11 protein-coding genes are annotated in these 12,324 nt (G+C 72.7%); 6 read left to right on the forward strand and 5 right to left on the reverse strand.

Going from position 1 to position 12,324, the window contains the following annotated elements; genetic code table 11:
- Both C1A17_RS07345 and C1A17_RS07350 read left to right on the forward strand, forming a co-directional pair.
- Positions 1-1,536, forward strand: a complete 1,536-nt coding sequence (locus C1A17_RS07345) for an ABC transporter ATP-binding protein (protein ID WP_101652285.1) — start codon at positions 1-3, stop codon at positions 1,534-1,536.
- Positions 1,533-2,312, forward strand: coding sequence for an energy-coupling factor transporter transmembrane component T family protein (locus C1A17_RS07350; protein WP_101652287.1), 780 nt, complete (start codon positions 1,533-1,535; stop codon positions 2,310-2,312). The genes C1A17_RS07345 and C1A17_RS07350 overlap by 4 nt, the downstream gene beginning before the upstream one ends.
- Before the next feature lie 178 nt (positions 2,313-2,490).
- Here C1A17_RS07350 and C1A17_RS07355 read toward each other — a convergent pair whose 3' ends face one another.
- The 4 genes from C1A17_RS07355 to C1A17_RS07370 form a co-directional block, all read right to left on the reverse strand.
- Positions 2,491-3,312, reverse strand: a complete 822-nt coding sequence (locus C1A17_RS07355; RefSeq protein ID WP_101652289.1) for a class I SAM-dependent methyltransferase — start codon at positions 3,310-3,312, stop codon at positions 2,491-2,493.
- On the reverse strand, positions 3,309-3,926 hold the full coding sequence (locus C1A17_RS07360) for a hypothetical protein (protein WP_101652291.1): 618 nt from the start codon (positions 3,924-3,926) through the stop codon (positions 3,309-3,311). Before C1A17_RS07360 ends, C1A17_RS07355 begins: the two co-directional genes overlap by 4 nt.
- A gap of 249 nt (positions 3,927-4,175) precedes the next feature.
- A complete protein-coding gene (locus C1A17_RS07365) occupies positions 4,176-4,790 on the reverse strand; it encodes a class I SAM-dependent methyltransferase (RefSeq protein ID WP_101652293.1) in 615 nt (204 codons plus the stop codon).
- A 4-nt stretch (positions 4,791-4,794) separates the two neighbouring features.
- On the reverse strand, positions 4,795-5,733 hold the full coding sequence (locus tag C1A17_RS07370; protein ID WP_245873565.1) for a LysR family transcriptional regulator: 939 nt from the start codon (positions 5,731-5,733) through the stop codon (positions 4,795-4,797).
- Positions 5,734-5,909: 176 nt separating this feature from the next.
- Here C1A17_RS07370 and C1A17_RS07375 point away from each other — a divergent pair, with 176 nt between their 5' ends.
- The 4 genes from C1A17_RS07375 to disA all read left to right on the forward strand — a co-directional run bounded on the left by C1A17_RS07375 (position 5,910) and on the right by disA (position 11,574).
- Positions 5,910-7,082, forward strand: coding sequence for an NAD(P)/FAD-dependent oxidoreductase (locus tag C1A17_RS07375; protein ID WP_101652295.1), 1,173 nt, complete (start codon positions 5,910-5,912; stop codon positions 7,080-7,082).
- Between the two features lie 65 nt (positions 7,083-7,147).
- Entirely contained in the window at positions 7,148-8,707 is a 1,560-nt protein-coding gene (gene amaB, locus C1A17_RS07380) for an L-piperidine-6-carboxylate dehydrogenase (protein ID WP_101652296.1), read from the forward strand.
- A gap of 116 nt (positions 8,708-8,823) precedes the next feature.
- Positions 8,824-10,338 (forward strand): DNA repair protein RadA, encoded by a 1,515-nt coding sequence (gene radA, locus C1A17_RS07385; RefSeq protein ID WP_180953242.1) that lies wholly within the window; start codon positions 8,824-8,826, stop codon positions 10,336-10,338.
- A 123-nt stretch (positions 10,339-10,461) separates the two neighbouring features.
- Positions 10,462-11,574, forward strand: coding sequence for a DNA integrity scanning diadenylate cyclase DisA (gene disA / locus C1A17_RS07390; protein WP_342750302.1), 1,113 nt, complete (start codon positions 10,462-10,464; stop codon positions 11,572-11,574).
- Positions 11,575-11,603: 29 nt separating this feature from the next.
- On the opposite strand, the gene C1A17_RS07395 is transcribed toward disA, so the two are convergent.
- The gene (locus C1A17_RS07395) at positions 11,604-12,254 is read right to left on the reverse strand and encodes a hypothetical protein (RefSeq protein WP_101652298.1); all 651 of its coding nucleotides are present in this window, start codon (positions 12,252-12,254) and stop codon (positions 11,604-11,606) included.
- Positions 12,255-12,324 lie beyond the last annotated feature (70 nt).

Raw genomic sequence — 12,324 nt, forward strand, 5'->3', positions numbered from 1 at the left:
ATGCGCACCACCGGCCGCCCGGCCCCGGCAGTGAGCACCTCCCGGGGGCCTGCGGTCATCACCGCCCGCGGCTACGGCTGGCGGCACGCCGGCCGGAAGGCGCCCGCGCTCGCCGACATCGACCTCGCCGTGCCCGCCGGTCAGCGGGTGCTCCTCGTCGGCGCCTCGGGCTCGGGGAAGTCGACGCTCCTCCACGCGCTCACCGGAGTGCTGCCGGCCGACTCCGGGCACCGCACCGGGGAGCTGCTCGTCGACGGCCGTCATCCCGATCCAGCGCGCGGCCGCTCCGGGCTCGTCCTCCAGGATCCCGAATCCCAGGTGATCCTCGCCCGGGCCGGGGACGACGCGGCCTTCGGGATGGAGAACCTCGGGATCGACCCCGCTGACATCTGGCCGCGCGTCGACGCCGCGCTGCACACCGTCGGCCTCGGTCCGGGCGGAGCCGCCGCTGCCGAGGCGCGCGCCCGGCTCACCCGCACCCTGTCCGGCGGGCAGAAGCAGCGCCTCGCGCTCGCCGGGGTGCTCGCGATGGAACCGGGGCTCATCGCACTCGACGAGCCGACGGCGAACATTGACCCCGCCTCGGCCCCGGTGCTGCGCGATGCCGCGCTCCGCGCGCAGGCGGTCACCGGGGCCACCCTCCTCGTCGTCGACCATCGCGTGGACCTGTGGTGCGATCACGTCGACCGCGTCGTCGTCCTCGACCGGTCGCGGATCGTCGCCGATGGCACCCCGGACCTCCTCACCGACCCCGGACTCCGCGACCTGCTGCGCACCGCAGGCGTCCGCATCCCCGGCACTCCCCCGCCACCGGCACGACGGCCCGCCGCCGGAGGGGAGGCGCTGCTCACCGCCCGCGACCTGGCCGTCACCCGTCCCGGCCGGCGGGAACCCGTCGCAGGCGGCATCGACCTCACGCTCTGCGCCGGCACGGCGACCGCGCTCGTCGGGCCGAACGGAGCGGGGAAGTCGACGACCGCGCTCACCCTCGGCGGGCTGCTGCGCCCGGCGGCCGGCGCGATCCGGGCGACCGACGCGCTGCTCCGCACCCACCGGCCGGTCCCCCGCCGCAGGGAACCGGCCGCGTGGCGCTCGCGCGAGCTCGTCACCCGCATCGGCTCGGTGTTCCAGGAGCCCGAGCACCAGTTCCTCACCGACTCGGTCGCCTCCGAGCTCGCCTTCGGACTCCACCGGGCCAGGCTCCCCGAGGCGCGGATCCGGGACCGGGTCGAGGAGCTGCTCGGCGTGCTGCGCCTCGCGCACCTCGCCCGCGCCCACCCCCACACCCTGTCCGGTGGGGAGAAGCGGCGGCTGTCCGTGGCGTGCATGCTCGCCTGCTCGCCGCCCCTGCTCGTCCTCGACGAGCCCACGTTCGGGCAGGATGCCGCGACCTGGGAGGGGCTGCGCCTGCTGCTCACCGCGGAGCTCGACCGCGGGACCGGGATCCTCCTCGTGTCCCACGACGAGCCGTTCATCGCAGCGCTCGGGGCGCACGAGCACCCCGTCGGGGTGCGCACGGCGGAGGGCGCGGCATGAGCACACTCGCACCCCGGGCCACGCCGCTTGTGCGCTGCAACCCGGTGACCAAGCTCGCGGCCGGGTTCATCCTCATGTTCGCCGTCCTGCTCAGCGTCGACGTCGTGTCCGCCGGGGTGCTCCTCCTGCTCGAGCTCGCGCTCCTGCCGCTCGCCGGCCTGCCGTGGCGCACCGTCGTGGGTCGGACGTGGTTCCTCCCGATCATCGCGCTCACCGGCGGCTGGAGCACTGCGCTGTTGGCGGAGAAGACCGGGGCGACCGTCGTCGACCTCGGTCCGGTGCTCCTGACCGCGGACTCGCTCACGGCCGGGGCGGCGATCGGCCTGCGCACCATGGCGCTCGCGCTGCCGGCGGTCGTGCTCCTCGCCACGATCGACCCCACGGATCTGGCCGACGGGCTCATCCAGAAGCTCCGCGTGTCGGAGCGCTTCGCCCTGGCGGCGCTCGCTGCCGGGCGGCTCGTCTCCCTGTGGATCGCGGAGTGGCAGGTGCTGCGGATGGCGCGGCGGGCGCGCGGGGTCGGCGGTTCCGGGCCGCTGTCCCACCTCGGCGCGTTCTTCCCGGTGATGTTCGCCCTCCTGGTCCAGGCGATCCGTCGCGGCACCCGCCTGGCGATGGCGATGGAGGGGCGCGCGTTCGGGGCCCCGGGCCGCACCTGGGCCAGGACCTCGCGCTTCGCCGCGCGCGACCTCGGGCTCCTCGCCGGGGCACTGCTCATGGCCGCGACCGCCGTGGGCGCGGCGATCGCGACGGGCTCCTGGAACCTCATCGTGTGAGATGCGCCCGGGGCGTGGGGGCGCGGGCGGTGCGGCGCGGCTGACCGAACTGCGGAGTATCCGAAAGCGGGCGCGCAATTGCGCGTCGCGTTCTGGATACTCCGCAGTTCGACGGTGAGGGCGCGCGAGTGAGCGGCCAGGTGGGGGCGCGTGTCACCGAGTGACGGGCGCGGTCGCCCTACCGAGTGATGAGAGCGACGCTGTGGGCGACGGTGAACCAGGCGTCGGGGCCCTCGCCCCAGCTGCGCCAGCCGTCCGCGATGCGCTCGAGCTCCTCCTGGGAGGCGAAGCCGTAGGCCACGATGTCCTCGGCGAGCGCGGTGCGTGAGACGCGGTCGGCCCAGGTCTGGGACCACCAGCCGCAGTCCTCCGGGTTCGCGAACACCCACGGCCGGGACAGGTAGTCGACGGCGGCCGGCCCGTGGCCGAGCACCCGCGGTGCCGCGGCGTTCGTCCAGGCGCGGAGGAACACCCCGGCGTCGGGCTCGCCGCCGTTGCGGCGCGCGGTCTCCCGGTAGAGCTCGAGCCAGCGGCCGATCTCCGGGGACTCGGGGTGCCAGCGGAAGCCGGCGTAGTCGGATTCGGTGACGGACACGGTGCCGCCCGGGCGGACCACGCGGATCGCCTCGGCGAGCGCGGTGACCGGATCCGCGACGTGCTGGAGCACCTGGTGGATGTGGACGGCGTCGAAGGAGGCGTCCGCGAAGGGCAGCGCGTGGCAGTCGGCGACGACGACGTCGATCGTGTCGATGCCGCGCCGCTGCGCCTCCCCGCGGGTGAGCGCGGCGCTCTCCTCGGCCCGCTCCACCGCGGTCACGTGCGCCACGTGCCCGGCGAGGTCGCAGGTGATCGTGCCGGCGCCGGAGCCGATGTCGAGGATCCGCATCCCGGGCTCGAGGCGTGCGAGCAGGTCCGGTGCGCAGCGCTGCGCGGTCCGCCACGAGTGGGAGCGGATCACCGATTCCGCGTACCCGTGGGTGTACTTCGGCTGTGCGCTCATCGCAGCTCCTTCAGCAGGTCCTTGAACCAGGCCCGCCAGTCCTCGACGGCGCCTGCGCTGTCCAGTCTGCTGATCTGGAAGGCCGCCGTGCTCCGGACATCCGCACTGCGGACAGTGCTGCCGGACGCTTCACCCGTACCGCCGGCGGGTGTGGCGCCGCGGGCCGGCGCCTTGGCACCGATCGTGGCGGTCACGCGGGGGCCGTCGGCGAGTCTCGCCCCCCAGTACCGCCACTTCTCCGAGCCCGAGGTGGTGGGCTCCTCGGCGAAGGGCACGTCGCCGAGCCCGGTCCGGCCCGCCATGAGGGCCTCGACCGCAGTGAGCGCGGCATCGGGATCGCCCGGCACCGTCTTCGACACGCTCACCTGGAAGGTCCCATCCCCCGACTGGCCGGGCACCCGGCGCCCGATCTGCTGCTCATAGGCGACCGCCGCGCTCTGCGCCCACCAGCCGGCGTTGTCGACGAGATCGCGGACGAGCGCGTGCGCAGCCTCCGCGAGTCCCGCATGGTCGGCCTCGGCACCGCCTGCGTGATCGAGGGCTGCGGTGATATCCGACCAGCTCAGGCCGGTCGCGTTCGCGATGGCGGCGGTGCTGCCGGGACGGGTGCTCATGGCGGAGTCCTCTCATCGGGGTGTTCTGGCGGTGGGGTGGATCGGCGAAGGGTTCTCGCCGTTCAAGGGGCAGCGGCACCGAGTGGCCGGGACACCGAGCGCGGGATTCCGCACCGAGGAGCACGATCCCCGCAACCGGCGCACCGGTCCCGGATCGACCGCAGCGGCACCGCCACCCTCCCTGCGGGAACGGCAGAGATCCCAGCGGATGCGGCGGCATAACCCCCTGCGGATCCGACATGGCCGTGGTCAGGCGGGTCTTTCCGCGACGGCGACGAGGAAGTCCCCCGGCGGGGTGAACGGCCGCAGCGTCCAGGTGGAGAAGCGCGCGGTGACGGAGAGCCCGGCGCCGGCGAGATCGGCCTCGAAGTCCTCGAACGCGTACCCGCGCCCGGCGCCGAACCCGCATACCAGGCGGCCGCCGCGGCGCAGCGCGCCAGCGAGGTTGCCCATGACCGCCGCGCGGCTGGCCGGATCGAGGAAGGTCATGACGTTGCCGGCCGAGACGATGATGTCGAACCCCTCGTGGGCGCCGCCGTCGAGCGCCGCGAGGTCGAACTCGGCGATGTCACCGACAAACCAGTCGGCGGCCGGGTAGGTCTCCTGCGCCTCGGCGATGAGGTAGTCGTCGAGGTCGACGCCCACCACCTCGTGGCCGCGCTCGGCGAGGTAGCCTCCGACGCGGCCGGTGCCGCAGCCGGCGTCGAGGATGCGGCTGCGCCTCTCGGCCATCGCATCGATGAAGCGCGCCTCGCCGTCGAGGTCGCGCCCGTCGGCGGCGAGGTCGCGCCAGCGCTGCGCGTAGCGCGCCGAGTGCTCGGGGTCGCGCTCCCGCATCCGATCCCATATGTGCGAGTACGTCATGCGGTCATCCTACGGACCCGGAGCCCCGCCTGCCCGGGTCCGCGGCCGGCACGAGCTCGGCGAAGACCTCTGCGAGCACGTCGACGACGTGGGAGATCGCGGGCTGGTCGGCCATCGCCTCGTGCACGAGGACGACGATCCGCCTGCCCCCGGCACTCCACCCGGGGACGAGCCGGGCGGTCGACGGCGCGAGCGACATCGTCACGGGCGTGGCGAGCGAGAAGCCCATTCCGCTGCCGACCATCGCGAGGGCCACGGCCGAATCGACGACGATGTGTGACTCCCGCGGCGCGATGCCGAGCTCCGCGCACGCGAAGCGCATCGCCCGGCCGAACGTCGAGTCGTTGCGCGGGAGGATCCACGAGCCATCGGCGAGATCCGCGGCGGTCGGGTCGGGCAGGTGGGAGGCGGTGACGACATTGAATGCCTCTTCGCGGACGGTCCGCATGAGCAGCCCTCGCTGCGGGGCGAGCGGGGACGAGGGATAGTCGATGCCGATCCCGACGTCGATCCGCCCCTCGAGCACCGCCGAGGGCATGATCTCGACGTCGACCTCGCGCGCCTGGAGACCGATCCCGGAACCGGCGAGCTTGGCGGCGGCGGGGCCGAACGCCACGACCGAGGCGGATCCGAACACCCCGAGGGTGACCCCGTGGAGGCTGTCGTCGACCCTGCCGCGGATCGCCTCGGCGGCCTGCGCCTCGGCGGCGAGGATCGCCCGCGCACGGCCGAGCAGCAGCCGCCCGGCCTCGGTGAGGGTGAGCGTGCGGCCCGAGCGGACGACGAGGTCGGTCCCGACGACCCGGCGCAGCGCGCTCATGTGCTGGCTCACCGCCCCGGGCGTGTAGCCGAGCAGGCGGGCGGCCGCGGTCATCGTCCCATGGTCGGCCACCGCGACGAAGGTGCGGAGCTGGCCGAGCGACCAATTCATCGTCCACTGCATGGTGAGAGCCTACCTTTCAGTGTTACTGACAGAACAGTTGACGATTGTTCGCTTGTCTCAACGATGACGAGACCCCACGATGGGAGCACAGCGAACGTGATGCGCCTCACACGCATCCCGGGCCGGGCGCGACCGCGCCCCGCTCGGCACCGAGTTCCCAGACCGCGGGAGGATCGATGACCACGGGATCAACCCCACAGGTGGCTCCGACGCACGCCTCCGTCGTCATCGTCGGCGGCGGCATCATGGGCACGGCCACGGCCCACTACCTCGCCGAGGCCGGGGTCGAGGACGTCGTCCTCGTCGAGCGCGACGAGCTCGGCTCCGGCTCGACCTCGAAGGCCGCCGGGGGCCTCCGCTCCCAGTTCTCCGACGAGGTCAACATCGCGCTCGGCGCGCGCAGCCTCGAGACGTTCCGGCGGTTCCGCTCCGATTTCGACCAGGACATCGACCTCGTGACGAGCGGCTACCTGTTCCTCCTCGACGACGAGGAGGACGCCGCGCGGTTCGAGCGCAACGTCGCGCTCCAGCAGTCGCTCGGCCAGAGCTCCCGGATGGTCACCGTCGCCGAGGCCGCCGAGCTCTCCCCCGTCATCAGCACCGCCGGCCTCGTGGGCGGGGCCTTCAACCCCGACGACGCGCACTGCACCCCCGAGGCCGCGGTCGCCGGATTCGCCCGCGCGGCCCGCCGCCGCGGCGTCACCGTCCTCAGGCACACCGAGGTCACCGACATCGTCGTCGAGGACGGCGCGGTGACCGGGGTCGAGACGAGCCGCGGCCCGATCACCACCTCGGCCGTGGTGTGCGCCGCAGGCGCCTGGTCGCAGGCGCTCGGTGCGATGGCCGGGGTCGAGCTGCCGGTCACCCCGCTGCGCCGCCAGATCATGGTCACCGAGCCGGTCGACTTCGACGCCCGGAAGCTGCCGTTCACCATCGACTTCTCGACCTCGTACTACTTCCACTCCGAGGGCGACGGACTGCTCATGGGCGCTCCCGAGCTCACCGACGTGCGCGAGTTCGACACCCACCGCGATCCGGAATGGATCGAGCACCTGAGTCGGCTCATCGCCCACCGGACGCCCGCCCTCGAGGACGTGTGCATCCGCCGCGGCTGGGCGGGCCTGTACGAGTGCTCGCCGGACCACAACGCGCTCATCGGCTCCGCCGTGGACGTCGACGGCTTCCTCTACGCCTGCGGGTTCTCCGGTCACGGATTCCTCCAGGGGCCGGCGGTCGGCGAGGTCCTGCGCGACCTCTACCTCGGCCGGGAGCCCTTCGTCGACATCTCCCCGATGAGCGTCGAGCGCTTCGCCGCGGACGCCCTGCGGGTGGAGCTCAACATCGTGTGAGCCATGGCACCATGGCACCAGACCGAACCCAGCACCGATCCCGTTCAGAGAGGACACCCCACCCCATGACCGCTCCTTCCACCGCGACCGCCCTGCCCGGCCACGACGCGATCCTGGACCTCGCCCGCAGCGGGCTCTCCGCCTGCGGGGTCGACCTCGACTCCCTGCTCGCCGGCGATGGGGCCGGCGGTGAGACGATCACGCTGCGCTCCCCCATCACCGGTCAGGTGCTCGGACAGCTCCCGGCGGACTCCCCCGAGTCCGCCGGTGACACGATCGGGAAGGCGCACGAGGCGTTCCTCGCCTGGCGCGACGTCCCCGCACCGGTCCGCGGCATGGTCGTCCAGCGCTGGGGACAGCTCCTCACCGAGCACAAGGAGGACCTCGCCAAGCTCGTCACCCTCGAAGCCGGGAAGACCCCGTCCGAGGCCGCCGGCGAGGTGCAGGAGATGATCGACATCTGCGAGCTCGCCGTCGGGCAGTCCCGGCAGCTGTTCGGCAAGACCCTGCCGAGCGAGCGGCCCGGCCACCGGCTCATGGAGACCTGGCACCCGCTCGGCGTCGTGGGCATCATCTCCGCCTTCAACTTCCCCGTCGCGGTCTACTCGTGGAACACCGCGCTCGCGCTCATCTGCGGCGACTCCGTGGTGTGGAAGCCCTCGGAGGTGTCGACGCTGTCGGCGATCGGTGCGAACGCGCTGCTCGCCCGCGCGATCGAGGAGCACGACGGTCCGGCCGGGCTCAACGGGCTGCTCATCGGCGAGCGCGCGATCGGCGAGCCGCTCGTCGACGACCCGCGCGTCGAGCTCGTGTCCGCCACCGGCTCCGTCCGGATGGGTCGCGAGGTCGGCCCGCGCGTGGCACAGCGGTTCGGCCGCTCGCTCCTCGAGCTCGGCGGCAACAACGCCGCGATCGTCACCCCGAGCGCGGACATCGACCTCGCGCTGCGCGGCGTGGTGTTCGCCGCCGCCGGCACCGCAGGACAGCGCTGCACCACCCTGCGCCGGCTCATCGTCCACTCCGACATCGCCGGAGAGCTCGTCGACAAGATCGTCGCCGCCTACGGCACCCTGAGCATCGGCTCGCCGACCGCCGACGGCGTGCTCGTCGGCCCGCTCGTCAACCAGGCGTCCTTCGAGCGGATGCAGGAGTCGCTGCGCGCCGCCGAGGCCCAGGGCGGGGAAATCCTGTGCGGCGGGAAGCGCGTGCTCGAGGACGAGGCGGCCGACGCCTTCTACGTCGAGCCCGCGGTCGTGCGGATGCCGGGGCAGACGGAGATCGTCGAGGAGGAGACCTTCGCGCCGATCCTCTACGTCATGGAGTACACCGACTTCGACGCCGCGATCGAGCTCAACAACGCGGTGCCGCAGGGACTGTCCTCGGCGATCTTCACCTCCGAGCTGTCCGAGGCTGAGCGGTTCATCGCGCGCTCGGACACCGGCATCGCGAACGTCAACATCGGCACCTCGGGTGCGGAGATCGGCGGCGCGTTCGGCGGTAACAAGGAGACCGGCGGCGGCCGCGAGTCCGGCACGGATTCGTGGCAGGCCTACATGCGGCAGGCGACGAACACGATCAACTACTCCGGCGAGCTGCCGCTCGCACAGGGGGTCGAGTTCCTCTGAGTCCGGATCGCTGCGGGCGCGGGTGATCCGCCGCGCGCAGCCCACCGCCGATGCCGCCGTTCCCTCCGGGGAGCGGCGGCATCGGCGTGTCCGGGCCGCGTGCCAGACTGATGACCATGGCGTACACGTGCACCGAATGCGGTCATTCGAACCCCAAGTGGCTCGGCCGCTGCCCCCAGTGCCAGGCGTGGGGCACCTTCGAGGAGACCGGACCCGCTGCGAGCACGGTGCGGACGAAGGCCAAGGCCGCTCCGGCGGGACGCCGGGCGGCACCGATCACCGGGGTCGACGGCACGCTGGCCCGCGCCCGGCCCACCGGCGTCGGCGAGTTCGACCGCGTGCTCGGCGGGGGCCTCGTCCCCGGGGCGGTGATCCTCCTCGCCGGCGAGCCCGGTGTCGGCAAGTCGACCCTGCTCCTCGACGTCGCCGCCCGCACCGCACGCACCGCCGGCCGGGCGCTCTACGTCACCGGCGAGGAGTCCGCGGGGCAGGTGCGGCTGCGGGCGGAGCGGATCGGCGCACTCGAGGACGACCTGCTCCTCGCCGCGGAGACCGACCTCGGCGTGGTGCTCGGGATGATCGGCACGGAGCAGCCCGATCTCCTCGTCATCGACTCGGTGCAGACGCTCGCCTCGAGCGACGTCGACGGGGTGCCCGGCGGGGTCACCCAGGTGCGCGAGGTCGCCGCCGGGGTCATCCGGGCGGCCAAGGACCACGGCATCCCCACGATCCTCGTGGGCCACATCACCAAGGACGGCACCGTCGCCGGGCCCCGGCTGCTCGAGCACCTCGTCGACGTCGTGTGCGGATTCGAGGGCGACCGGCACTCCCGGCTGCGTCTGCTGCGCGCGACGAAGAACCGGTTCGGGCCCACCGACGAGGTCGGCTGCTTCGACATGACGGAGAAGGGGATCGAGAGCCTCGCCGACCCCTCGGGGCTGTTCCTCTCCCGCTCGAACACCCGGGCTCCGGGGACGTGCCTGGCGGTGAGCCAGGAGGGCAGACGGCCGATGGTCGTCGAGGTGCAGGCCCTCGTCGAGGAGGCCACCGGCGGCAGTCCGCGGCGCACGGTGAGCGGGGTCGACGGCAACCGGGTGGCGATGAACATCGCCGTGACCTCGAAGTACACGAAGCTCGGCAAGCACGACGTGTTCGTCGCGACGGTGGGCGGGGCGCGGGTGGCCGAACCCGCCGCAGACCTCGCCGTGTGCCTCGCGCTCGTGTCCGCCGCGGTGGACCGGCCGCTCTACTCCCGGCTCGTCGCGATCGGCGAGATCAGCCTGTCCGGGGAGATCCGGAACGTGCCGAACATCGGGCTGCGGCTCGCCGAGGCCGCGCGGCTCGGGGTGACGAACGCGGTCGTCGCCCGCGGGGCGCTCGAGAACGTCGGCGTGCCGCCCGGGATGCGGGTGAAGGAGTGCGAGACGGTGGTCGATGCCATCGAGCTCGTCATCACCGGGGCACCGGCCGCGCATCAGTCGACTGCGGGTGCGGCAGCCGCGGGTTCGGCAGCTGCGACCTCGGGCCCGGCGGGTACGACCTCGGGGGCGGCAGCCGCTGGTGCGGGCTCGGTGGCTGGCCGCGCGGCAGCTGCGGGTCGGGCGGGCTCCGGGGAGGCAACCGGCGAGTAACCAACGGTACTTGTCGAAACCGACGCCATTTCGAACTCCATTCGTTACCTGCGCCCCCGGAGCGGGAAGCACGCCGGTCGATAGGCTGGGGAAGTTGTCAGCTCTGTCCCGAAAGGCCGTTCGGTGCGCACCCATTCCAACCCGCACATCCTCGATCCGCAGTCGGACGAGGACCGCGCGAGCCGCGATCTGCTGCTCTCGACCCTCGCCGCCGCAGCCCCGGGCACCGAGCTCCGCGACGGCCTCGAGCGCATCCTCCGCGGACGCACCGGCGCACTCATCGTGCTGGGGAGCTCCCGGGTGGTCGAGTCGATCTCCACCGGCGGCTTCCCCATCGACATCGAGTTCTCCGCCACCCGGCTGCGCGAGCTCGCGAAGATGGACGGTGCGATCGTCCTCGATCGCAATGCCTCCCGCATCCACTCCGCCGGAGTGCAGCTGCTCCCCGACCCCTCGATCGAGACGACCGAGTCCGGCACCCGCCACCGCACCGCCGAGCGCGTGGCCAAGCAGACCGGATTCCCCGTGATCTCGGTGAGCCAGTCGATGCAGATCGTCCAGATCTACGTCCACAACAGCCGCCACGTCCTCCAGGTCTCCGACCGGATCCTGTCCCACGCGAACCAGGCGCTCGACACCCTCGAACGGTACAAGTCGCGCCTCGACGAGGTCACCGCGACCCTGACCTACCTCGAGGTCGTCGACCGGGCCACCCTCGCCGACGTCCTCGTCGTCCTCCAGCGGCAGGAGATGGTGCGCCGGATCTCCGCGGAGATCTCCACCTACATCCTCGAGCTCGGCGAGGACGGGCGCCTCGTCACCCTCCAGCACGAAGAGCTCATGGGGTCGTTCGGCAACGTGCAGTTCAACCTGCTCCGCGACTACATCGACGCGATCCCCGAGCACGCGGAGATCGCCCGGGTCATGGACAACCTCACCCGACTGTCGGGCAGCGAGCTCGTCGACATCGATGTCGTCGCCCGCTCGATCGGCGCCTCGGCGGCGAGCGAGTCGCTCGATCGTCACGTGTACCCGCTCGGCTACCGCGTGCTGTCCTCGATCCGACGGGTCCCCTCACTCGTCGTCGACCGGCTCGCCGAGCACTTCGGTCGCTTCACCGAGCTCCTCGCCGCCGACGTCACCGAGCTCAAGTCCGTCGAGGGCGTGGGCGAGCACCGGGCGCGGATCGTCCGCGAAGGGCTCAACCGGATCGTCGAGGAGGCCACCGAGGGCTGAGCGGCTGAGTCCGCGGTTCAGCCCGCGGTTCAGCCCTCGCCGTCGTCTGCGGCGGGTTCCTCCTCGGAGCTCTCCTCCTCGGTGGGTTCGGGCACGACGATCTCGAACGCCACCGGTTCGCTCTTCGCGTCGCCGAGCTCGGTGACGAGTTCGTACTTCCCGCCCTCGAACCCCTCGGCCATCCGGTTGCAGTCGGAGTCGACCCGCTCCATGTTCCAGGTCAGCGCCGAGCGCTTCTCGGAGCCGGCGGCGAAGACCACCTCGGCCTCGGCGGCGTCGCCGTCGGCCTCGGGATCGGCGCAGTAGTCCGAGCTCCACACCGTCTCGCCGTCGCGGCGGACGGAGAAGGTCTGCTCCGCGGTGCCGACGGAGATGATGCATGCGGCGTCGTGGGTGTTCGTGACGACGAGCTCGAGGGTCGCCGTGGAGCCCGGCTCATAGGACTCCGCATCCGTCTCCGCGGACACCGCGATCGCCTCGGTGGGGCACTTCCCGCTCGCGTCGTCGCCGCTGGGCATCGGTGCGGTGGGCTCGGCGGTCTCGGTCGGCGCCGCGACCGGTTCCTCGGAGGGCTGGCGCAGCGCCTGCACGATGACGACGAGCGAGACGACGATGACCGCGAGGATGAGGGCGGCGAGGATCCCGACGGTGAGGCGCCGGCGGCGATAGGTCGCCGACATGTCGCGCCCGCCCGGGGGACGTCCGCCACCGGCTCCCCCGCCGCGGCCGCCCGATCGCTGGGGGCGCGCC

The organism is Brevibacterium ihuae (assembly GCF_900184225.1).
Lineage (GTDB): Bacteria > Actinomycetota > Actinomycetes > Actinomycetales > Brevibacteriaceae > Brevibacterium > Brevibacterium ihuae.

What these genes read in the sequence shown, in the direction of transcription:
- C1A17_RS07345 (WP_101652285.1), top strand. Translation starts at nt 1, where the DNA reads ATGCGCACCACCGGCCGCCCGGCCCCGGCAGTGAGCACCTCCCGGGGG.
- C1A17_RS07350 (WP_101652287.1), top strand. Translation starts at nt 1,533, where the DNA reads ATGAGCACACTCGCACCCCGGGCCACGCCGCTTGTGCGCTGCAACCCG.
- C1A17_RS07355 (WP_101652289.1), bottom strand. Translation starts at nt 3,312, where the DNA reads ATGAGCGCACAGCCGAAGTACACCCACGGGTACGCGGAATCGGTGATC.
- C1A17_RS07360 (WP_101652291.1), bottom strand. Translation starts at nt 3,926, where the DNA reads ATGAGCACCCGTCCCGGCAGCACCGCCGCCATCGCGAACGCGACCGGC.
- C1A17_RS07365 (WP_101652293.1), bottom strand. Translation starts at nt 4,790, where the DNA reads ATGACGTACTCGCACATATGGGATCGGATGCGGGAGCGCGACCCCGAG.
- C1A17_RS07370 (WP_245873565.1), bottom strand. Translation starts at nt 5,733, where the DNA reads ATGCAGTGGACGATGAATTGGTCGCTCGGCCAGCTCCGCACCTTCGTC.
- C1A17_RS07375 (WP_101652295.1), top strand. Translation starts at nt 5,910, where the DNA reads ATGACCACGGGATCAACCCCACAGGTGGCTCCGACGCACGCCTCCGTC.
- amaB (WP_101652296.1), top strand. Translation starts at nt 7,148, where the DNA reads ATGACCGCTCCTTCCACCGCGACCGCCCTGCCCGGCCACGACGCGATC.
- radA (WP_180953242.1), top strand. Translation starts at nt 8,824, where the DNA reads ATGGCGTACACGTGCACCGAATGCGGTCATTCGAACCCCAAGTGGCTC.
- C1A17_RS07395 (WP_101652298.1), bottom strand. Translation starts at nt 12,254, where the DNA reads ATGTCGGCGACCTATCGCCGCCGGCGCCTCACCGTCGGGATCCTCGCC.